General features: G+C 74.9%; 21 protein-coding genes. 15 read left to right on the plus strand and 6 right to left on the minus strand.

Features of this window, described 5'->3' with window-relative positions:
* Nucleotides 1-161 precede the first annotated feature (161 nt).
* From E2C05_RS05920 to hisA, 6 genes are all read left to right on the plus strand, one after another.
* Nucleotides 162-2573 carry a methyl-accepting chemotaxis protein gene (locus E2C05_RS05920; RefSeq protein WP_133218685.1) on the plus strand — a complete coding sequence of 804 codons (2412 nt, stop codon included), beginning with the start codon at nt 162-164 and terminating at the stop codon, nt 2571-2573.
* Nucleotides 2574-2801: 228 nt separating this feature from the next.
* On the plus strand, nt 2802-3404 hold the full coding sequence (gene hisB, locus E2C05_RS05925) for an imidazoleglycerol-phosphate dehydratase HisB (protein ID WP_133218686.1): 603 nt from the start codon (nt 2802-2804) through the stop codon (nt 3402-3404).
* Nucleotides 3404-3790, plus strand: a complete 387-nt coding sequence (locus E2C05_RS05930; RefSeq protein WP_133218687.1) for a DUF2628 domain-containing protein — start codon at nt 3404-3406, stop codon at nt 3788-3790. The genes hisB and E2C05_RS05930 overlap by 1 nt, the downstream gene beginning before the upstream one ends.
* The gene (hisH, locus tag E2C05_RS05935) at nt 3787-4443 is read left to right on the plus strand and encodes an imidazole glycerol phosphate synthase subunit HisH (protein ID WP_133218688.1); all 657 of its coding nucleotides are present in this window, start codon (nt 3787-3789) and stop codon (nt 4441-4443) included. Before E2C05_RS05930 ends, hisH begins: the two co-directional genes overlap by 4 nt.
* Nucleotides 4444-4475: 32 nt before the next feature.
* A complete protein-coding gene (locus E2C05_RS05940; RefSeq protein ID WP_133218711.1) occupies nt 4476-5021 on the plus strand; it encodes a GNAT family N-acetyltransferase in 546 nt (181 codons plus the stop codon).
* Nucleotides 5022-5215: 194 nt separating this feature from the next.
* Nucleotides 5216-5950, plus strand: coding sequence for a 1-(5-phosphoribosyl)-5-[(5-phosphoribosylamino)methylideneamino]imidazole-4-carboxamide isomerase (hisA, locus tag E2C05_RS05945; RefSeq protein ID WP_133218689.1), 735 nt, complete (start codon nt 5216-5218; stop codon nt 5948-5950).
* 47 nt (nt 5951-5997) lie between these two features.
* On the opposite strand, the gene E2C05_RS05950 is transcribed toward hisA, so the two are convergent.
* Genes E2C05_RS05950 through E2C05_RS05965 form a run of 4 tightly spaced genes read right to left on the minus strand, consistent with a single transcriptional unit; the run spans nt 5998 to nt 9690 of the window.
* Nucleotides 5998-6762, minus strand: a complete 765-nt coding sequence (locus tag E2C05_RS05950) for an ABC transporter ATP-binding protein (protein ID WP_133218690.1) — start codon at nt 6760-6762, stop codon at nt 5998-6000.
* A gap of 2 nt (nt 6763-6764) precedes the next feature.
* A complete protein-coding gene (gene ssuC, locus E2C05_RS05955) occupies nt 6765-7586 on the minus strand; it encodes an aliphatic sulfonate ABC transporter permease SsuC (RefSeq protein ID WP_133218691.1) in 822 nt (273 codons plus the stop codon).
* Nucleotides 7583-8725 (minus strand): FMNH2-dependent alkanesulfonate monooxygenase, encoded by a 1143-nt coding sequence (gene ssuD / locus E2C05_RS05960; protein WP_200305818.1) that lies wholly within the window; start codon nt 8723-8725, stop codon nt 7583-7585. Before ssuD ends, ssuC begins: the two co-directional genes overlap by 4 nt.
* 11 nt (nt 8726-8736) lie before the next feature.
* Nucleotides 8737-9690 carry an aliphatic sulfonate ABC transporter substrate-binding protein gene (locus E2C05_RS05965; RefSeq protein ID WP_133218693.1) on the minus strand — a complete coding sequence of 318 codons (954 nt, stop codon included), beginning with the start codon at nt 9688-9690 and terminating at the stop codon, nt 8737-8739.
* A gap of 378 nt (nt 9691-10068) precedes the next feature.
* Between E2C05_RS05965 and hisF the strand changes: the two genes are divergently transcribed.
* The 4 genes from hisF to E2C05_RS05985 all read left to right on the plus strand — a co-directional run bounded on the left by hisF (nt 10069) and on the right by E2C05_RS05985 (nt 12815).
* On the plus strand, nt 10069-10839 hold the full coding sequence (hisF, locus tag E2C05_RS05970) for an imidazole glycerol phosphate synthase subunit HisF (RefSeq protein ID WP_133218694.1): 771 nt from the start codon (nt 10069-10071) through the stop codon (nt 10837-10839).
* The gene (locus E2C05_RS05975; RefSeq protein ID WP_133218695.1) at nt 10839-11357 is read left to right on the plus strand and encodes a phosphoribosyl-ATP diphosphatase; all 519 of its coding nucleotides are present in this window, start codon (nt 10839-10841) and stop codon (nt 11355-11357) included. The genes hisF and E2C05_RS05975 overlap by 1 nt, the downstream gene beginning before the upstream one ends.
* A 177-nt stretch (nt 11358-11534) precedes the next feature.
* A complete protein-coding gene (locus tag E2C05_RS05980) occupies nt 11535-11924 on the plus strand; it encodes a histidine triad nucleotide-binding protein (protein WP_133218696.1) in 390 nt (129 codons plus the stop codon).
* A gap of 39 nt (nt 11925-11963) precedes the next feature.
* Entirely contained in the window at nt 11964-12815 is an 852-nt protein-coding gene (locus tag E2C05_RS05985; RefSeq protein ID WP_133218697.1) for a SirB1 family protein, read from the plus strand.
* A gap of 37 nt (nt 12816-12852) precedes the next feature.
* On the opposite strand, the gene E2C05_RS35550 is transcribed toward E2C05_RS05985, so the two are convergent.
* Complete coding sequence (locus E2C05_RS35550) at nt 12853-13872, minus strand: sulfite exporter TauE/SafE family protein (protein WP_456306479.1); 1020 nt, start codon at nt 13870-13872, stop codon at nt 12853-12855.
* Between E2C05_RS35550 and gshB the strand changes: the two genes are divergently transcribed.
* The 5 genes from gshB (at nt 13753) to E2C05_RS06015 (ending at nt 19950) form a co-directional block, all read left to right on the plus strand.
* On the plus strand, nt 13753-14697 hold the full coding sequence (gene gshB, locus E2C05_RS05995) for a glutathione synthase (RefSeq protein WP_133218699.1): 945 nt from the start codon (nt 13753-13755) through the stop codon (nt 14695-14697). The genes E2C05_RS35550 and gshB overlap by 120 nt on opposite strands.
* A gap of 620 nt (nt 14698-15317) precedes the next feature.
* Entirely contained in the window at nt 15318-16139 is an 822-nt protein-coding gene (locus E2C05_RS06000) for an endonuclease/exonuclease/phosphatase family protein (protein ID WP_240046607.1), read from the plus strand.
* 254 nt (nt 16140-16393) lie between these two features.
* Complete coding sequence (locus E2C05_RS06005) at nt 16394-17905, plus strand: phospholipase D family protein (RefSeq protein WP_133218700.1); 1512 nt, start codon at nt 16394-16396, stop codon at nt 17903-17905.
* Between the two features lie 241 nt (nt 17906-18146).
* Entirely contained in the window at nt 18147-18620 is a 474-nt protein-coding gene (locus tag E2C05_RS06010) for a VOC family protein (RefSeq protein WP_133218701.1), read from the plus strand.
* 175 nt (nt 18621-18795) lie between these two features.
* Nucleotides 18796-19950, plus strand: coding sequence for a carboxylate-amine ligase (locus E2C05_RS06015; RefSeq protein ID WP_133218702.1), 1155 nt, complete (start codon nt 18796-18798; stop codon nt 19948-19950).
* 110 nt (nt 19951-20060) lie between these two features.
* Here the strand turns inward: E2C05_RS06015 and E2C05_RS06020 are convergent, their stop codons facing one another.
* A complete protein-coding gene (locus E2C05_RS06020) occupies nt 20061-21104 on the minus strand; it encodes a hypothetical protein (protein WP_133218703.1) in 1044 nt (347 codons plus the stop codon).
* Between the last annotated feature and the right edge of the window lie 5 nt (nt 21105-21109).

Here is a 21109-nt window from a genome sequence, read left to right on the forward strand (position 1 = left end):
GGCCGGTGCCGAGCGCCCCGGCAAGGCCGCGCCGGCAGACCCGTCCCCCGCCCGAGGCCAGCGCGGCGCGGGTCGCCCGGCCCCGGCCGCCCCGCCTTGGTTAACCCGTTCCTCATCGCGGTACGGCATCCAGGCCGTCATCGCCCCGCGGAGACCGCACCGTGCCGCCTGCCAGCCCGCCATCCTCCGGCTTCGGCCTCTCCCTCCGCGCGGCGCTGCTCGCGGTGTTGCTCGGGCTGACCGCCTTCGGCGCCGCCGCGCTCGGCTGGCGCGCCGCGGAGGACTGGCGGCAGCTGGCCGCGGCCGAGGAGGCGGGCATCGCCAATGAGGGCGCCAACCGCTTCATCGCCGGCCTGTTCGAGGTGCTGATGGAGCGCCTGGCCACCAACAACGCCCTGCAGGCGCCCGACCCCGCCGGGCCCGAGGTGCTGCAGGAGATCGCCCGCCGGCGCGCCGCGGTGCAGGCGAATTTCCTCGCCGGCCGCGCCGTGCTGGCGGCCCGCCAGTTCCCGGGCGAGGCGGCGCTGCTGCGCGACCTCGACGCCGCCCTGGCCCGCGCCGACGACCTGCGCCGGCAGGCCGACGCGGCCCTGCGCCAGCCGGTGGCGGCGCGGGACGCCGCGCTGCGGCGGGACTTCATCCCGGGCATCACCGCCTCGGTCGATGCGGCGCTGCGGGTCTGGTTCGCCGCGGTGCACCACATGGCGCAGTCGGACCCGGTGCTGGCCCGCCTCGCCGCGGTGAAGGAGATCGGCTGGCGGCTGCGCGACACCGCGGGGTTCGAGCGGTCGAACATCGCCTCCGCCATGTCGGCGCGGCAGCCGGTGGCGGCCGACCGGCTGGCCGCCAATGCCGCCATCCGCGGCCGGGTGGACCTGCTCTGGTCCCAGCTGCAGAACTTGGCGCCGGAGGCCGACCCGGCCACCGATGCCGGCCTGCGCGCCGCCATGGCCACCGCAAGGCGCGAGTATTTCGAGGGCTTCCGCGGCCTCGCCGACCGCATGGTCGCGGCGGGGGCGGAGGCCGGCCGCTACCCGATGGCGCCGGCCGATTTCGTCGCCACCACCACCGACCAGCTGGGCACGCTGCTGGCGGTCATGACCGCGGCCGGCCAGGCGAGCGAGGCGCATGCCGCCGCCGCCATCGCGGCACGCCGGACCGACCTTGCGGCCGCCGCCGGCGTGCTGCTGGCCAGTCTCGCGCTCGCCGGCCTGGCGGCCTGGATCGTCGTCGCGCGCGTCACCCGGCCGCTCGCCCGGCTGGAAGCGGCGACGGCCCGCCTGGCGCAGGGCGACCTCGCGGTCACGCTACCGGGCGCGGCGCGGCGGGACGAGGTCGGCCGGCTCGCGGGCGCCATCCGCGTTCTGCAGGACGGGCTGCTGGCCAAGGCCCGGCTGGAGGCGTCGCAGACCGAGGAGCGCGCGGCGGCCGAGGCCGAGAAGCGCAACGTGGTCCAGGCGATGGCCGAGCAGGTGGAGGCGGCCGCGCGCGAGGCGGTCTCCGCCATCGAGATCCGCAGCCAGGCCATGTCGGGCGACGCCGCCGCGCTGGCGGCGATGGCGGCCGAGGTCGCCGGCACCGCCGTGGCGATGGAAGCGACCGCGGCCAGGGTGCTGGCGGATGGCGAATGCGGCGCCGCGGCAACCGAGGAACTGGCTGCCAGCATCCGTGCCGTCGCCGGCCAGGTGGAAGGCGCGACGGCCGCGGCCCGCCGGGCGGTGGACCGGACCGAAACCAGCCAGGCCACCATCGCCGGCCTGGCCGAGGCGGCGTCGCGGATCGGCGACGTGGTGCGGCTGATCAGCGACATCGCCGGCCGCACCAATCTTCTCGCGCTGAACGCGACCATCGAGGCGGCGCGGGCCGGCGAGGCCGGCAAGGGCTTCGCGGTGGTGGCGAGCGAGGTGAAGGCGCTGGCCAGCCAGACCGCGCGCGCGACCGAGGAGATCGCCCGCCAGGTGTCCGGGATCGGCAGCGCGACTTCCGGCGCGGTCGCCGCGGTGGCCGAGATCGCCGCCGCGATCCAGGAAACGGACAGCGCCGCCGCGACCATCACCGCGGTGATCGACCAGCAGGCCAAGGCGACCGCCGAGATCGCCGAGACCGTGGCGCGCACCACCGCCGCGGCGCGGGAGGTTTCGGAACGGGCGGGCGAGGTGGCGGCTGCCATCGGCGGCGCCGGCACGCGGGCCGATGCGGTCCGCGGCGCCGCGGCCGGCACCGCCGAGGCGACGGCGACGCTGCAGGCCAGCATCGTCCGCATCATCCGCACGGCGACGCCGGAAGCGGAGCGGCGGGGCGAGCCGCGCCGGCCCGGCCAGGGGCGGCGCGCCATGCTGGGCGGCCTGGATGGCGGCCCGGCCAGCGGCGAACTGATCGATGTCTCGGCCGGCGGCGCGGCCCTGCTGCTGCCGCCCGGCAGCCCGGCCCCGCGGGTCGGCCAGCCGGTGACGCTGACCCTGGATGGCGAGCCCGCCCGGCCCGGCGCCAGGGTGCTGGAGGTCAGCCTGGTCCGGGAAGGCGGCCTGCGGGTGCGGCTGGCCTTCGCCGGCGACGCGCGGCGCGCCGCCTGATACCAGCGGCATGACCCTTCCCTTCAGGCCGAGCGCCAGGACGGGCGCCGCGGCTCATGCCGCGCAGCCAAGGTCTGCGGCGCAATGCGCCCGGCGATCGGGGGGCCGTCGATCGGTCGCGACCACCGGCCGTCAGCACAGGCCGGGGGCTCGGCGGGGCCCCCGGTAGGAGCCCGAGCGGGGGCCGCCGCCCTCGCCAAGCCCCGGCCAGGGGTCTACATGCGCCGCATGACCGCCGCCCGCACCGCCAGCATCGCGCGCCAGACCGCCGAGACCGATATCCGCGCCACCCTGGCCCTGGACGGCACCGGTAAGGTGCAGGTCGCGACCGGCATCGGCTTCCTCGACCACATGCTCACCGCGCTCGGCCGGCATGCCCTGTTCGACCTGGCGGTGGAGGCCAAGGGCGACCTGCATATCGACTTCCACCACACGACCGAGGATGTCGGCATCGTCCTCGGCCAGTGCCTGCGGCAGGCGCTGGGCGACAAGCGCGGCATCCGCCGCTACGGCCAGGCCCTGATCCCGATGGACGAGGCGCTGGCCGAGGCCGCGATCGACATCTCCGGCCGCCCCTTCCTCGGCTGGTCGGTCCCCTTCGCCCGCGACAAGGTGGGGGAGATGGACACGGAACTGTTCGAGGAATTCTTCCGCGCCTTCGCCTTCAACGCCGGCATCACCCTGCATGTCACCTTGAAGGCCGGGACCAACGCGCACCATGTCGCTGAGGCCTGCTTCAAGGCACTGGCCCGGGCGCTGCGGATGGCGGTGGAGACCGACCCGCGCGCGCCCGATTCGGTGCCATCGACCAAGGGGGTCCTCGAGGCCTGATGCGCATCTGGACCGTCCACCTGCCGCGCCTTGCCGGGGGGGCGACGCGGATGGGGAAGCCGCCGGTGCTGGTCCGGGAAGGCTTCTCCTGGGCGGCCTGCCTCCTCGCCCTGCCCTGGCTGCTCTGGCACCGGCTCTGGCTGGAAGCGATCGGCTATCTCGGGCTGATCCTGCTGCTGGCGGCCTTCGTGCCGCGCGACGCGGCGCTGCCCGTGGCGGTCGCCCTGCAATTCCTCCTCGGCGCCCAGGCGCAGGACCTGCGCCGCGCCGCGCTGACCCGCCGCGGCCGGCCCGCCGCGCATGTGGTGGCCGCGCCGGACGAGGACCTGGCGCTGGCCCGCCTGCTGGAGGCAAGGCCGGACCTGGCCCGCACGGTGCTGGCATGACGCAGCGCATCGCGGTGGTGGACCCCGGATCGGGCAACCTCGCCTCGGTCCTGCGGGCGCTGGACCGTGCCGCGGCGGATGCCGGCATCCCCATCGCCGCCGCGGTCACCCGCGACGCGGCGGCGGTCGCCGCGGCCGACCGCATCGTCCTGCCCGGCCAGGGCGCCTTCGCCGCCTGCATGCGCGGCCTTGCCGCCCTGCCCGACATGATCGGGACGCTGGAGGCGCGCATCGCCGCCGGCACCCCGCTGCTGGGGATCTGCGTCGGCATGCAGATCATGGCGGAGCGCGGGCTGGAGCACGGGGCGACCCCCGGCCTCGGCTGGATCGGCGGGGAGATCGCGCCGATGGCCCCGCGCGGGCCGGACGGCGCCCCGCTGCCCCTGCCGCAGATGGGCTGGAACACGCTGGACCCCGCCGCCGGCGGGCATGCCCTCCTCACGGGAATTCGGCCCGGCGACCACGCGTATTTCGTGCATTCCTATGCGCTGACCGGCTACAAGCCGGCCGAGGTCCTGGCGACCACCGACTATGGCGGCCCCGTCGTCGCCATCGTCGGACGCGGCAATATCGCCGGCACGCAATTCCATGTGGAGAAGAGTGCCGCGGTGGGCCTGCGCATCCTGGCTAACTTCCTCCGGTGGGCGCCGTGAGCGCGCCGGGACCCGTCCGGCGGCCCGAGCTGATGGTCGAGCGGGCGACCGAGCTCGACGACCACGACATGGCCGAGCTCTGCGAGGCGACGGACGCCGCCATCATCGAGGGCGGCGGCTTCGGCTGGGTGGAGCCGCAGGGCCGCGCCGCGCTGCAGCGCCATTTCCGCGGCGTGATGCTGGTGCCGGAACGGGAGCTGTTCGTCGCCCGGCTGGACGGCATGGTGGTGGGCAGCGCCCAGCTGGTCCGGCCGCCGAGGAACAACGAGGCGCAGGCCTTCGGCGCCACCCTCACCCATGCCTACATCGCCCCCTATGCCCGCGGCCATGGCCTGGCGCGGCTGATGATCCGCCGGGTGGAGGAGCGGGCGGCGGCGCTCGGCCACCGGGTCGTGAACCTCGACGTGCGGGAGACCCAGTCCACCGCCATCGCCCTGTTCGAGACGCTGGGCTATGAGCGCTGGGGAACCCACCCGGCTTATGCCCGGGTGAATGGCCGCACGGTCGCCGGCCACTACTACTACAAGCTGCTCGAGCCCGGCCGCGGCCGGCGCACCGGGCAGGTGATGGGCCGCTAGGGCAACCAGCGGCACCCGGCCCCGGGCGCCGTGCCGCGGCCGGGAAGCAACCGGGCCCGGTATCCTGCCCGCGTCCCCGCCGCCCCGCGCGGCGGGCGGCGCGAACCGGCAGGCCGGCGGGCACAAAGCCGCGTGGCGCGATCCGAAGGGCGCCGCTCCGGGCGATGAATTTCGGAATCGGGATACTGCGCCGCATGGCATTGACGCTCTACCCCGCCATCGACCTCAAGGGCGGGCAGGTGGTCCGCCTGAAGCGCGGCGACATGTCGAAGGCCACCGTCTATTCCTCGGAACCCGGGGCGCAGGCGCGGCGCTTCGCCGCGCTGGGCTTCCGCTGGATCCATGTGGTGGACCTGGACGGCGCCTTCGCCGGGCGCCCGGCCAATGCCGCGGCGGTGGAGACCATCCTGGCCGCGGTGCCCGGCGTGCCGGTGCAGCTGGGCGGCGGCATCCGCACCATGGGCACGGTGGAAGCCTGGCTGGACCGCGGGGTGAAGCGCGTCATCCTCGGCTCCGCCGCGGTGAAGGACCCCGATTTCGCCCTCGCCGCCTGCCGCGCCTATCCCGGGCGTGTGGCGGTGGGCATCGATGCCCGGGGCGGCTTCGTCGCCACCGAGGGCTGGGCGGAGGTGAGCGCGGTGCAGGCCGCCGACCTCGCCAAGCGGTTCGAGGATGCCGGGGCGGCCGCCATCATCTACACCGATATCGACCGCGACGGCATGCTGGGCGGGGTGAACTTGGAAGCGACCCTGGCCCTGGCGCGGGCGGTGCGCCTGCCGGTCATCGCCTCGGGCGGCGTCGCCTCGCTCAACGACCTCGCGGCGCTGTCGGGCGTGACGTCGGAGGGGATCGAGGGCGTGATCATCGGCCGGGCGCTGTATGACGGCCGCGTCGACCCGGCGGCGGCGCTGGCGCTGGTCAAGCGCTGAGGCAGCGGCCGCGCGGCGCCGGCAGCCCGGCCGCCGCGCGGCACACCCTACCGCCCGTCGGCCAGCAGCCGGTCCAGGATGCGCGCCTCGGTCGCCGCCAGCGCCGGGTCGCCGTGGCGGCGCGGCCGCGGCACATCGATCGGCAGGTCCAGCGCCACCCGCCCGCGGTCCAGCACCACCACGCGGTCGGCCAGCGCCACCGCCTCCGCCACGTCATGCGTGACCAGGACGGCGGTGAAGCCCTCGGCGCGCCAGACCTGCTCGACCAGCGCCTGCATCTCGATCCGCGTCAGCGCGTCCAGCGCGCCCAGCGGCTCGTCCAGCGCCAGCAGGCGCGGCCGGCTGACCAGGGCGCGGGCCAGCGCCACGCGCTGCTTCTGCCCGCCCGACAGCACGGACGGCCATTCCGCGGCGCGATCGGCCAGCCCCACCTCGGCCAGCGTCGCGCGCGCCCGGACCTGCCGCAGCGCCGGCGGCGTCCCGCGCGCCAGCCCGACCTCCACATTCTCCTGGATGCTGGCCCAGGGCAGCAGGCGGGGTTCCTGGAACATCAGCCGCACCGCGTCGGCGGGCGGCGCGTCCTCGCCCGGGCCGCCGATGGTCAGGGTGCCGCCGCCCGGCGCCTCCAGCCCCGCGACCAGCCGCAGCAGGGTGGACTTGCCGCAGCCGCTGCGGCCGACGATGGCGAGGAATTGCCCGGCCGGGATGTCGAGGTCGAGCCCCTGCAGCACCGCGGGCCCGCCGAAATCCTTGGCGACCCCGCGCAGCCGCACCGCGACGCCGGCGCGCGCGCCGGCCAGCATGCCGTCCATCGTCACGCCCCCCTGTAGGCCGGGTTCCAGGACAGGCAGAGCCGCTCCAGCAGCCGCGCCACGCTGTCCGCCAGCTTGCCCAGCAGCGCATAGACCAGGATCGAGAAGACCACGATGTCGGTCAGCATGAACTCCCGCGCATGCATGGCCATGTAGCCGATGCCGGAATTCGCCGCGATCGTCTCCGCCACGATCAGCGTCAGCCACATGATGCCGAGCGCGTAGCGGATGCCGACGAAGACCGAGGGCAGCGCCCCCGGCAGCACCACGCGGCGGAACAGCGTCGGCCCGTCCATGCCATAGGCCCGGCCCATCTCCATCAGCTGCGGATCGACCGAACGCACGCCATGCATGGTGTTGACATAGACCGGGAAGAAGCTGCCGAGCGCGACGAGGAAGAGCTTCGCCGCCTCGTCGATGCCAAACCACAGGATCACCAGCGGGATCAGCGCCAGATGCGGGATGTTGCGCAGCATCTGCACGCTGGAATCCAGCAGCCTCTCCCCCAGGCGCGACAGGCCGGTGAGGAAGCCGAGGGCGAGGCCGAGGCCGCCGCCGATGGCGAAGCCGGTCAGCGCGCGCCAGGCGCTGACGCGGATGTTCTCCGCCAGGGCGCCGGACTGCGCCAGGGTCCAGCCGGCCGCGACCACGGCGGAGGGGGCCGGCAGCACCTCCTCGGCGATCCAGCCCGCCATGCTGCCGGCCTGCCAAGCCAGCAGCAGCAGCGCCGGCAGCAGCCAGGGCAGCGCGGCGCGCGCCGGGCCGCGCCAGGACAGGGCGGGGCGGGGCGCTGCCTCGCGGGTCGAAAGGATCGCCTCGCTCATGCCGCCAGCACCCCGGTGCCGAAGGCCGGGAGGAAGTCGCGCGCCGCGACCGCCGGTTCCGCCGCCCGGCCGATGCCGAGCTGCGGGAAGAGCAGCTCCGCCACGGTGTAGGCTTCCTCGAGATGCGGATAGCCGGAGGCGATGACGGTGGAGATGCCGAGCGCCTGGTAGTCGCGCAGCCGCGCCGCCACGGTCTGCGGGCTGCCGACCAGGGCGGTGCCGACGCCGGCCCGCACCAGGCCGATGCCGGCCCAGAGATTTGGCGCGACCTCCAGCCTGTCCCGCCTGCCGCCATGCAGCTCGGACTGCAGGCGCTGGCCGACGCTGTCGCTCTCCGCCGCGCGCTTCGCCGCCACCGCGGCGATGGTGGCGTCGTCGAGATGCGAGATCAGCCGCGCCGCGGCCGCCCAGGCCTCCTCGTCCGTCTCCCGCACGATCAGGTGGATGCGCAGGCCGAAATTCACCTGCCGGCCCTGCGCCGCGGCGCGGGCGCGCACCGCGGCGAGCTTCGCCGCCACCTGCGCCGGGGGCTCGCCCCAGGTCAGGTAGGTGTCGACATGCTTCGCCGCGACCTCGATCCCGGCTTCGGAGGAGCCGCCGAACCAGAGCGGCGGATGCGGCCGCTGCACCGGCGGGAAATGGTTCTTCCCGCCATGCGCGGCGAGGTAGCGCCCCTCGAAGTCGATCCCCTGCTCGGTGAACAGGCCGCGGAAGATCGTCAGGAACTCCTCGGTCTGCGCGTAGCGCTCGGCGTGGCCCAGAAAGATGCCGTCGCCCGCCAGCTCCTGCGGGTTGCCGCCGGTGACCACGTTCATCAGCAGCCGGCCATCGGTGATGCGGTCGAAGGCGGCGGCCTGGCGCGCCCATTGCGCCGGCGTCTGCACGCCGGGGCGCAGGGCCAGCAGGAATTTCAGCCGCCGGGTGAAGGGCGCGATGGCCGCGCCGGTGATCCAGGGATCCTCGCACTGGTTGCCGGTGGGCATCAGCACGCCGCCGAAGCCCAGCCGGTCGGCCGCCATCGCCACGTCGCGCAGGTAGCCGAAATCCTGCGGCCGGGCGCCCTGCCGGGTGCCGATGTAGCGCCCGTCGCCGGAGGTCGGGACGAACCAGAAGAGGTCGAGCGGGGAGTCGGTACTCATCATCGGGTCCTTCAGGCCGCCGGGGCGTGCCAGACGATGTCGCGCACCGCGACGGCGCGCGGGACGAGGCCGAGGCGATGGAAGCGGTCCGCCACGCGCTGCTGCTGCGCGACGATGGCGTCGCTCAGCGGCACCACGTCGAAGGCGGTGCGGTTGGTCGCGCGGCGCGTGGCCTCCACCGGCAAACCGGTGGCCTCGCTGGCCAGGCGCGCCACATCCGCGGGGTGGGCGGCGGACCAGCGGCCGACGCCGGCCAGGATCTCGACGGCCTGGGCGACCAGGCGCGGATTCGCCTCGGTGAAGGGGCGGCTGGCCAGGAAGAAGCTGCTCTGCGGCTCCACCGCATCGCCGGCGACCAGCACCCGGGCGCCCCGTTGCAGCTCCGCCAGCGCGTAGAAGGGGTCCCAGATGCTCCAGGCATCGACATTGCCGCGGGCGAAGGCGGCGCCGGCATCGGCCGGCGGCAGTTCCACCGGCTGGATGTCGCGCCAGGCCAGCCCGGCCTGCTCCACCGCGCCGACCGCCAGGCTGTGGGCGGAGGAGCCGCGGGCATAGGCGAGCCGCTTGCCCTTCAGCTCCGCCACGGCCTGCAGCGGGCTGTCCTGCGGCACCAGGATGGCCTGGCTGGCGCCGCGGCTGGGCGTCGCCGCGACATAGAGGATCTTCGCCCGCGCCGCCTGGGCGAAGATCGGCGGCGCATCGCCGGTCGCGCCGAAATCGATGCTGCCGACATTCAGCGCCTCGAGCAGCGGCGGGCCATAGGTGAACTCCACCCAGGACACCTCGATGCCGAGCGGGTTCAGGGCGCGCTCGAAGTCGCGGTTCTGCTTCGCGGCCAGCAGCGGGCCGGATTTCTGGAAGCCGATGCGGAAGGCGCGCGGCTGGGCATGCGCCGGGCGCAGGAAGGGCGCGCCGGCGGCGAGCGCCAGCAGCGCGCGGCGCGGCGCCGCGAGGGAGGTGGACATGCGTGCGGTCTCCGGGCGCGCCGGATGCGCGCCGGTCAGGATCGGGTGGGGAAGGCTGGGGCGGCGCTCAGCGCCGACAGGGCATCCGGCGGCAGGCGTCGCGCCGAAGATGCGTGCGGCGCTTTAGCTCTTGGTGACGCGGTGCAAGCTGCATGGGTCAAATCCCGCGGGGCCGGCACGGGATGCGCCGGCGCAAGGGTATCTGCGCCCGTGTCTCGTGGTGGGTCAAGGATAAAACGTCCTGTAATGGGGAAATTTGGTATTCCACATCACACGCCGCGTGATCATGCGGCGCCTGGGCCGGCAAATGACCGCTTGACCCCCGGCGCAATCGGACGCAAGCGCACAGGCCCGCCCGATCGTCGCCGAGGTTCCCGCGTGCTCGCACTCCGCGTCATTCCCTGCCTCGACGTGAAGGATGGCCGCGTGGTGAAGGGCGTGAACTTCGTCGCGCTGCGCGATGCCGGGGACCCGGTGGAGCAGGCCCGGACCTACAGCCGCGAAGGCGCGGACGAGGTCACCTTCCTCGATATCGGCGCGACGCATGAGAACCGGGACACGATGTACGACGTCGTCTCCCGCACCGCGGCCGAGGTGTTCATCCCGCTGACCGTCGGCGGCGGCGTCCGCAGCGTGGAGGATGTGCGCCGCCTGCTGCTGGCCGGCGCCGACAAGGCCAGCATCAACAGCGCCGCCGTCGCCGACCCGGCGCTGGTCACCCGCGCGGCGGAGGCCTTCGGCAGCCAGGCGATCGTCGTCGCGGTGGATGCCCGCCAGGTCGCGCCCGGCCGGTGGGAGGTCTTCACCCATGGCGGCCGAAAGGGCACCGGCATCGATGCGGTCGGCTGGGCGGAGCGGATGGCCGAGGTCGGCGCGGGCGAATTGCTGGTCACCTCCATGGACCGGGACGGCACCAAGTCCGGCTTCGACCTCGACCTGCTGCGGGCGATCCGGGCGCGGGTGCGGCTGCCCATCGTCGCCTCCGGCGGGGTCGGCACCGTCGGGCATTTCGTCGAGGGCGCGCGGGCCGGCGCCAGCGGCCTGCTGGCCGCCAGCGTGTTCCATTACGGCGAATTCCGCATCGCCGACGCCAAGGCGGCGCTGGACGCGGCGGGATTGCCGGTGCGGCCCCTGGCGGAGGCCGCCTGATGGGGAAGCTGGCCGCGAAGCCCAAGAAGAAGCCGGCGAAGAAGGCGGCCGGGCTGCCGCTGCCGGCGGGCGTGCCGGCCAAGGCGAAGAAGCCGCCGAAATCGGTGCTGAAGGCGGAATCGCGCCATCTGCGGCCGCTCTCGGTCCCGACCGACGCCGCCGATGCCACCGTGCTGGACCGGCTGTGGGAGACGGTGGAGGCGCGCCGCGTCGCCGGCGATGTCGCGCATTCCCATTCCGCCCGGCTGATGGCGCGCGGCACCGCCAAGGTCGCCCAGAAGCTGGGCGAGGAAGCGGTGGAATGCGTGATCGAGGCGACGCAGGGCCACCGCGCCGAGACGATCCTGGAGAGCGCCGACCTGCTCTATCACCTCATGGTGGTCTGGGTGGATGCCGGCATCCGGCCGGAGGAGGTCTGGACGGAGTTGCGCCGGCGGGAAGGGATCAGCGGCATCGCCGAGAAGGCGGCGCGGCCGAAGGGCATCGTGCGGGCGGCGCGGACGACGAAGCTGCCCTGACGCAGGTGGCGTCGAGGAAGGCTCCGCCCTCCACGACCCCCTCCGGCCAAGCGCCGGAGGGCCCCTGGACCCCTCGGGTCGTCGCGGCAGGGGCGCCGCCCCGCCCGTCGCGGCCTTGACCCGCTGCCGGCATTGTGGCGTTCGGGCGCAAGCGACCAAGCGAGGGGACCCGCCGCCATGTCCGTCACCGGCCTGCCGCCCTATGACGATGCCAACATCTTCGCCCGCATCCTCCGCGGCGAGATCCCCTGCAAGAAGGTGGTGGAGACGGAGCACGCCCTCGCCTTCCACGACATCGCGCCGCAGGCGCCGGTGCATGTGCTGGTGATCCCGAAGGGGCGCTGGGTCAGCGCCGCGGATTTCCATGCCGGCGCCGATGACGCCGCCATCGCCGGGTTCTGGCGCCTGGTCTCGGCCGTGGCGAAGGACCAGGGGCTGGAAGCGCATGGCTACCGCATCCTGTCCAACATGGGCGCCGATGGCGGCCAGGAAGTGCCGCATTTCCACGTCCATATCTTCGGCGGCCGCCGCATCGGCCGCATGGTGCCGGCCGCGCCGCAGGGATAGCGGCTTGCAGCCGGCGGGCGCCGGGACGACATTCGCCCGATGCCAACCACCCCGCAGGAAGAGGCACGCGCCGCCCTCGACGCCGCCGGCCAGCTTCCCGACGCCGAGATCGAGCTTGCCGCCGTCGCGCTGCAATTCGCCCGGATCGATGCGCCGGAGGCGGATTGGCGCGCCGCCGCCGGCACCCTGTCCGAGCTGGCGCAGGCGGCCGTGGCCGCCGCCACCGCCAACCCCACCGCCGACGCCGGCGATGCCGAGGGGCGGCGGGAGGTGCTGGCGCAGGTCATCCATGGCCGCTTCGGCTTCGCCGGCGACACCGAGACCTATGACGACCTGGCCAATGCCAACCTGATCCGGGTGGCGGAGCGGCGACGGGGCCTGCCGGTTGCGCTCGGCATCCTCTGGCTGCACGCGGCCGAAGCGGCGGGCTGGACGGCGCATGGCATCGACTTCCCCGGGCATTTCCTGCTGGCGGTCGAAGGCGGCCGCGGCCAGGCGCTGGTCGATGTCTATGCCGGCGGCGACGGCCTGGCGGCGCCGGAGCTGCGCGCCCTGCTGAAGCGGATCGAGGGCGAGAAGGCCGAATTGCGCCCGGGCCTGCTGCGGCTGATGGACAAGCGGGCGGTGCTGCTGCGGCTGCAGAACAACATCAAGCTGCGGCGGCTGCGCGCGGGCGACCTCTCCGGCGCATTGGCCTGCACGGAGGACATGCTGCGCCTCGCCCCCGACCAGGCGCTGCTGTGGCGGGAAGCCGGGCTGATGAACCAGCGGCTGGACCGCATCGGCGCCGCGCTCGGCTGCCTCGACAAGTCGCTGGAGATCGAGCCGGAGGGCGAGGCGGCGCGCCGCATCCGCTCGGTGATCGAGGAATTGCGCCACCGGCTGAACTGAACCGCGCCGGCCGCCGGGGCATCCGCGCGGCCGGGGATCACAGCGCGGTCGCGACCAGCACGGCGCCGCTGGCCGCCAGCAGCCACAGCACCACCCGGCGGAAGGCGGCATCGTCCAGCCGGCGGTAGAGCCGGGCGCCGAGCAGCGCCGGCACCAGCATGGCCGGCGCCACCACCAGGAACAGCCCGGCCGCCTCGGCCGACAGCGTGCCGGTCGCGGCATAGCCGGCCAGGGCCAGCAGATGCATGGCGGTGTTGAACGCCTGCAGGGCGGATCGCTGCGCATCCCGCGGCAGGCCGCGCAGCGTGGTCCAGAGGGTGGGGGCAGGCCCGCTCAGCCCGCCCAGGCCACCCATGACGCCGCCCACCCACCCTGCCGCGGCATCGGCCAGGGCGCCGCCGCGCGTCACCCGCGGCAGGCGGCGCGCCAGCAGCATGGCCGGGCACCAGGCCAGCAGCAGCAGGCCGAGCGCAAGGCGGAAGCCGGCCGGGTCCAGCCAGCGCAGCAGCAGGATGCCCGGCGGCAGGCCCAGCACCCCGCCGGCGACCAGGGGCAGCACGTTGCGCCAGGAGAAGCCCTGCCGGATGACGCCGAGGGCGAGCGCCTGGCCGAGCAGCGAGCCGAGCACCACCAGCGGCGCCGCCAGCCGGGGGTCCAGCACCCAGGCCCAGACCGCCATGGCGACCAGGCCGAAGGCGAAGCACGACAGGCCCCTGCACGAAGCCGCCCAGCGCCGCGCCCAGCGCCACCGCCGCGATCTGGTCCAGCCCTTCGACTCCCGGGCCCTGCCGGCCGCGGGCAGCCTATCACGGGCCGGCCGCCGGGCGGGGCCGCCGCAGCCGGGGGGACCGAGGCGCCCCCTTCCGCCCGGACGTCCTCTCTGCCAAGCAGGCGGCCGAGACACCCTGCATCCCGGCCCCCGGGGGAGACACACGCCATGGCCCTGCGCGTCGCGGTCCAGATGGACCCGATCGAGAGCATCAACATCGATGCCGACAGCACCTTCGCCCTGATGCTGGAAGGCCAGGCGCGCGGCCACAGCCTGTGGCACTACCACGTGCGCAACCTGGCGCTGCAGGGCGGGCGGGTGACGGCGCTGGGCGAACCCGTCACGGTGGAGCGGAAGAAGGGCGCGCACTGGTCCTTCGGTGCGCGGGAGGAGATCGACCTCTCGACCATGGACGTGGTGCTGATGCGCCAGGACCCGCCCTTCGACATGGCCTACATCACGGCCACCCATATCCTCGAGCACATCCACCCCAAGACGCTGGTGGTGAACGACCCGGCCAGCGTCCGCAACGCGCCGGAGAAGCTCTTCGTCACGCATTTCCCCGACCTGATGCCGGAGACGCTGGTCACCGCCGATCGCGGCCAGATCATGAAGTTCCGGGAGAAGCACGGCGACATCATCATCAAGCCGCTGTTCGGCAATGGCGGCGCCGGCGTGTTCCACCTGAAGCCGAACGACTCCAACCTGAACTCCCTGGTGGAGATGTTCACCGAACGCTCGCGCGAGCCGCTGGTGGTGCAGAAATACGTCCCGGACGTGCGCCAGGGCGACAAGCGCATCATCCTGGTCGATGGCATCGCCCTGGGCGCCATCAACCGGGTCCCGGCGGAGGGCGAGGCGCGCAGCAACATGCATGTCGGCGGCCGCCCGGAACCGACCACGCTGACCGACCGCGAGAAGGAGATCTGCGCCCGCATCGGCCCGGAACTGCGCCGCCGCGGCATGATCTTCGTCGGCATCGACGTCATCGGCGGGTATCTCACCGAGATCAACGTCACCTCCCCCACCGGCCTGCAGGAGGTGGCGCGCTTCGACGGCGTGCACCTCGAACGGGCGATCTGGGACGCGATCGAGGCGAAGCGCGCCGGCTGAGCACCCGGCGGCGGCGGTGCCGGAACGCGGCCCCCGCCGCCCCGACCGGCCCCGCGGGGGCGCATCGATGCGGCCGCGGCAGGTGGCGGACCTAGTGTCCCGAATCCGAAGTTCGCCGCCACTGGCGACGCCCTCCGGTTCGGGCCACTAGCCTTCGTTTTCAGTGGCCTGCAGGTCCGCTGCGTTCGCAGCCAGCGGCTGCGAACTTCGCGGGCAGGACACTAGCTCAGGCCTTGGCCCCACCGGCCGGGCGCCAGGCGCCTCGACCCTGGCGCCCCTGGAACCCCCTGGCACCCCTGGGCCCTGGCGGCTAGGGGCAAGCGCCCCGGGGCCCGCACCGGCCGCGTGCACGGACCGGCAACCACCCGCCGGCCATCCTCGGAGGCGTGAGGGCCGGCGCCGGCAACCCCTCCGCCGGCGGAACGCTGCATCCGATGCTGGAATTGTGCAGCGCAACCCGGCATTCTCGGGGGTGGCCGCCCTGGCCGGCGACCATCCCCTGCCACCGCTTGCCGCACCAGGTTTCCGCGCCGGGGTCCCTGCGCAGGGACCGGGGCGGGCCCATATCCGCCGCAACCGCCGCCCGCCTCGCCCGGCCCATCGCAGCCCAGGACTCCGCCTTGCCGATCTTCCGCCTGTTGCGCCCCGCTGCCGCCATCCGCGCCGATGCCCATCGCCGTTCCGCCGCCGAGGAGACCGGGGCGCCGGCGCTGCGCGTCGCGTCCTGGAACATCCACAAATGCGTCGGCACGGACGGGCAATTCGACCCCGGCCGTGTCACCGCCGTGATCGCCGAGCTGGATGCCGAGCTGGTGGCCCTGCAGGAGGTGGACCGCCGCTTCGGCCGCCGCACCGCCCTGCTGGACGCCCGCCGCCTGGCGCAGGAGACGGGGCTGGTCCCCCTGCCGGTCTCCGACCTGCCGGACGGCATGGGCTGGCACGGCAATGCCATCCTGGTCCGCCCGGGCACGACCTGGCGGCTGCAGCGCCTGCACCTGCCGGGGGCGGAGCCGCGCGGTGCGGTGGTGGCCGAGCTGGACCTGCCCGGCGGCCGCGGCCCGTTGCGGGTGGTGGCCGCGCATTTCGGCCTGCTGCGCCGCTGCCGCACCCGCCAGGCCGCGGCGGTGGTGGCCGCGGTCGCGCGCGGCCGCGACATGCCCACGCTGATGATGGGCGACCTGAACGAATGGCGGCTGGACCGGCAGCGCTCCGCCCTGCGTGGGCTGGAACCGGTCTTCCGCGGGGTTGCCGCCGGGGTGCCCAGCTTCCCGTCCCGCCGGCCCTTCCTGCCGCTGGACCGCATCCTGGGCTGCGCCCGCGCGCCGGTCCTGGCGGTGGAGGCGCATGACACGCCGCTGGCCCGCACCGCCTCCGACCACCTGCCGCTGAAGGCCCTGGTGCGGCTGCCGGCGACCGTCCCGGCCCTCGCCAGCGCCGCCTGACGGGACGGCCCGGGCAGGTCGCGGGGTCGGCCGCGGCGACGGGCGCGACATCGCGCGAAGGCCACGGGCGGGGCCTTCGCCCGGTGGTCGATGACCCCGGGCAGCCTGCGCCCCCGGCGGCGCCCGCCGGCCGCCCCGGCGCCGCGGCGCGGCACGCCCCCGCCAACCGTTGTGACACCGGGCTGCCCCCAACCCGCGCCACCCTCGGCCGTTGGACCGCCGACACGGGCTCGGCAGGGTGCGGAGGGGATCGCGTGCCGGTTCAGGAGACTGCGCCACCGCCGGCGAAGGCGCGGGCGCCCGGCGGGACGGGGGCCGCCACGGTGCTCGACCGGGCGGTGGCGAGGGCGCTGGACGGCCTCGGCGCGCCCACCGGCGCCGCCCTGGTGGTCGAGGGGCCGGAAGCCTTCGCGCTCCGCGCCGCCGCGGCCCGCGCCGCCGGCCGCACGCTCGACCTGCAATACTATCTCTGGCACGGCGACCTGACCGGCACGCTGCTGGCCGAGGAGGTGCTGCGCGCCGCCGACCGCGGCGTGCAGGTGCGGATGCTGCTGGACGATGTCTTCGCCCTGGGCCAGGAACGGGCGATCTGCGCGCTGGACGCGCATCCCAACATCGCGGTGCGGCTGTTCAACGGCACGCGCTGGCGCGCCTTCGGCCATTTCGGCTACGCGCTGGAGATGCTGCTGGGCGGCTGGCACCTGAACCGCCGCATGCACAACAAGGCCTGGATCGCCGATGGCAGGCTGGCCATCGCCGGCGGGCGCAACCTGGCGGACGAGTATTTCGACGCCGCCGAGAGCTTCAATTTCCGCGACCTGGACCTGCTGCTGGTCGGCGCCGCCGCCCCGGAGGCGAGCGCGGTGTTCGAGCGCTACTGGACCAGCCCCTTCGCCCGCCCGGCGGCGGAGCTCAGCGCCGCGCAATCCGCGCGCGGCGGCCTGGCCAGGCTGCGCGGGAAGCTGGCCGCGGCGCGCGCGGCGCCCGACGCGCAGGCCTTCCTCGCCCGCTCGCCGGAGGGGGAGCGGCTGTCGGCCTGCCTGGAAAACCGGCTGGCGCCGCTGGCCGAGGGCGCGGTGCGGGTCGTCGCCGACCCGCCGGAGAAGGCGCGCCGCGGCCTGGGCGCCCGCCGCCGCGCCCGCGCCGCCGGCGGCATCGGGCCGGAAGCGGCGGATGCGCTGCGCGCGGCGCAGCGGGAAGCGCTGCTGGTCTCCCCCTATTTCGTGCCGGGGGAGGCCGGGCTGGCCCTGCTGCTGGACCTGCGGCGGCGCGGCGTGCGCGTCTCGGTGGTGACCAACTCCCTGGCCGCGACCGATGTGGTGGCGGTGCATGGCGGCTATGCGAGGTATCGCCACGCGCTGCTGGCGGCCGGCGTCGAGCTGTTCGAGCTGAAGGCGAGCGGCGACGAGCATGCCAGCCTGCTCGGCTCGCGCGGCGCCAGCCTGCACACCAAGGCCTTCGTGGTGGACGGGCGGCTGGTCTGCGTCGGGTCCTTCAACCTCGACCCGCGCTCCGCCGCGCTGAACACCGAGATGGGCGTCTTCGCCGAGGATCCGGCCCTGGCGCGGGAGCTGCGGGCGGAACATGCCCGCCTGGCCGACCCGGCGCGCAGCTGGCGGGTGGCGCTGGCGGAGGGCCGCCTGGCCTGGACGGCGCGGACCGCCGGCGGCGCCATGGCGACGGTGCGGCACGAGCCGGCGGCCTCGCTGCGTCGGCGCGCCATCGCCAGCCTGGTGCGGCTGCTGCCGCTGGAAGCGCAGCTCTGATGCCGGCGGCCATCCGGGATGGCCGCCGGCAGTGACGTGGCGCCCTCGGCGCCGGGCGCCCCGAAGGGACATGGGTTTGCGGCCCTGGCCCGCCGCGCGGCCTGTGGCCGGCGACGGCGTGCGGTGACGCCGCTGGGGTCCCGTGGCGGCGGGCGCCATCCGGCGCCTAGGCCGGCCGCGCCGGGCCGGTGGCCCGAGGGAGCCAGCCGGAGGCCGGCCGCGGGGGAGGGAGGACAGCAGCATGCCGAAGAACACGATCTGCCTTTGGTACGAGCGGGAGGCGGAGGCGGCCGCGCGCTTCTACGCGGCGACCTTCCCCGGCAGCGCCATGGGCGCCGTGCATCGCGCGCCGGCCGATTACCCCGGCGGCAAGGCCGGCGACGTGCTGACGGTGGCCTTCACCGTGGCGGGCATCCCCTGCCTGGGCCTGAATGGCGGGCCGGTCTTCCGCCACAGCGAGGCCTTCTCCTTCCAGATCGCCACCGAGGACCAGGCGGAAACCGACCGCTACTGGGACGCCATCCTGGGGAATGGCGGGCAGGAAAGCGCCTGCGGCTGGTGCAAGGACCGCTGGGGCATTTCCTGGCAGATCACACCGCGGGTGCTGACCGAGGCCCTGGCGGCGGGCGGCGAGGAGGCGAAGCGCGCCTTCGCCGCCATGCTGACCATGCGGAAGATCGACGTCGCGGCGATCGAGGCGGCGCGGCGCGGCTGACGCGCATCGCGTCGGCGCCGGGGCGCGGCACCGCCGCGGCGTTCGCGCCGCGGCGCTGTCCTTGCCGGATCGCCCGGCGGTTCCGCGCCCCGGGCCGTTGACCACCGCCGCGAACCGCGCGCGCCGCCCTGCGTCATGCCCGGGCCGGCCCGGTGCCGGCGGGGGAGCGCGCGCGATGGACACCGCCTATCGCTTCGGGATCGAGGAGGAATATTTCCTGGCGGATGCCGCCACGCGCGGCACGCCCGCGCCGGCGGTGCTGGAAGCCTTCCACGCCGCCGCCGGCGCCGCGCTGCCGCGGGTGGAGCGGGAGTTGCTGCGGACGCAGGTGGAAGCCTCCTCGGCGCCCGCTGCGGATTGCGCCGCGGCGCGGGCGGAGCTGTCCGGGCTGCGGCGCGGCCTGGCCACGCTGGCGCGGCAGCACGGGCTGCTGGTCTTCGCCGCCGGCACGCATCCGCTGGCGCACTGGACCCGGCAGAGCCACACGGAAAAGGAACGGTACCAGGACCTGGCGCGGCAGCTCGGCCTGCCCGGGGCGCGCAACATGGTCGGCGGGCTGCATGTGCATGTGGAGGTCCCCCGGCCGGAGACGCGGGTGGACCTGATGAACCGGCTGATGCCCTTCCTGCCGCTGCTGCTGGCGCTTTCCGCCTCCTCCCCTTTCTTCGGCGGGCGGGCGACCGGGCTGGCGGCCTACCGGCTCTGCGTCTTCGGGGAGATGCCGCGCACCGGCCTGCCGGAGCTGTTCGCCGACGCGGCGGATTACGAGAGGCTGGTGCGGGCGATGACCGGCGCCGGCGCCATCCCGGATGCCAGCTACCTGTGGTGGGTGGTGCGTCCTTCGCTGAAATACCCGACGCTGGAACTGCGCGTGGCCGACAGCTGCACGCGGCTGGCGGACTCGCTGGCCATCGCCGCGCTCTGGCGCTGCCTGGTGCGCTGCGCCGACCGGCGACCGGACCTGAACCGCGGAATGACCGGCGCATCCCGCGCCATCGCCGGGGAGAATCTCTGGCGGGCGCAGCGGGACGGGGCGAAGGCGACCTTCGTCGAGGAGGCGACGGGCGAGGCCTTGCCGGCCGCTGCCTGGCTGGACCAGGCGATCGCACTGGTCGGGGAGGATGCGGCGGCGCTCGGCTGCGGGGACGAGGTGGCGGCGACGCGCGCCATCCTGGCGGGCACCAGCGCTGACCGGCAGGCGGCGGTGTTCGAACAGGCGCGGGCGCGCGGCCTGGCGGAGGATGCGGCGCTGGCCGCGGTGGTGGACTGGCTGGCGGCGGCGACGGCGGAGTGCGGCCAAGGCGGAACGCCATCCGCCGGCGCGGCCTGACGGCAGGGCGGATCGCGGCCGGCGCCGGAGGCCGCGTCGCCGTGGCGCTGCAGGGCGGCGTCGCGCGCCGGGGCTGGCCGGGTCCGCGCCGGCGCCGCCCGAAGCCGGGTTCAGAATTTCCAGGCCGTGCGCAGGATCGGGCCGGCGCCCCATTGGTGGAACCGGCCCTCGGGCGCGCTGCTGGCCTGCCGCGTCAGGAAGACCTGCAGGTCCAGCACCGGCGCGCCGATGGCGGGCAGCCAGCCCTCGGGCGGCTGGAACTCAACCGTCAGGATCGGGGTCAGCAGCCAGTCGGCGCGCCTGCGGCCCTCGAAGCGGTCGAACCAGCGGCGGGTGACGTCGAGTTCCAGGCTGGTGCTCCAGGCCGCGGAGAGCGTCCAGGTGACGGAGGGGTTCAGCAGCGCCGCGAAGGACGGCGGGCCGCCATCGCGCTGCCGGCGCTGCAGGGCGCCGTTGACGTTCACGCTCCAGGCCGCGGCGCTGTCCGTGTCCGGCCCCGGCGGCAGGCGGCGCAGCGCGGCGTCCCAGTTCCAGCTGCGCGACGCGCCCAGCGCGACATCGTGCCAGGTGTCCACCCGCCGGGCATAGGTCGGCGCGAAGCTGTAGGTCGGGACGTAGCTGGCGAAGGGCTGCCATTCCTGGTCGTCCTGCCCGCTCTCGTATTGCGCGCGGAGGCGGCCATAGAGCAGGTCGGCATCCGCATCCTGCGCCCGCATGAAGCGGTCCGAGCTGGCATCGAGCAGGGCGGAGAGGCGGATGGGCTGCGCCTCCAGCCGACGGGTCCAGGTCAGCCGCGCCTCGGGCGTCAGCTCGGGCGAAGGGCGGCCGCGGATGGCCTGCTCGGCATCGGTGTTCCAGAGGAAGGGGAGCAGCAGGTCGGCGGAGAATTCCGGCGGCCGCGGCGCGCCCGGCGGCGGCGCCATGCCGGGCGCGAGGCCGATGCCGGCGGCCGGGTCCTCAGGGGGTGCCAGGGCATCCGTCCGTGCCTGGCGGGACGCGACCGAGGCCGCCCGGGTCGCCCTGGCCTGCCGGCGCGACTGCGTCTCGGCCGGGCGGTCCGGCGGCAGGGCCAGCGCCAGGGCGAGGAGGGCAGCGGGTTGTCCGATGCGCCGGCCGATGCGCCGGCCGATAAGCAGGGCCGTCGAGCAGGGCATCCGAG

It is taken from the genome of Paracraurococcus ruber (assembly GCF_004353985.1).
In the GTDB taxonomy this organism is placed as follows: Bacteria; Pseudomonadota; Alphaproteobacteria; order Acetobacterales; family Acetobacteraceae; genus Paracraurococcus; species Paracraurococcus ruber.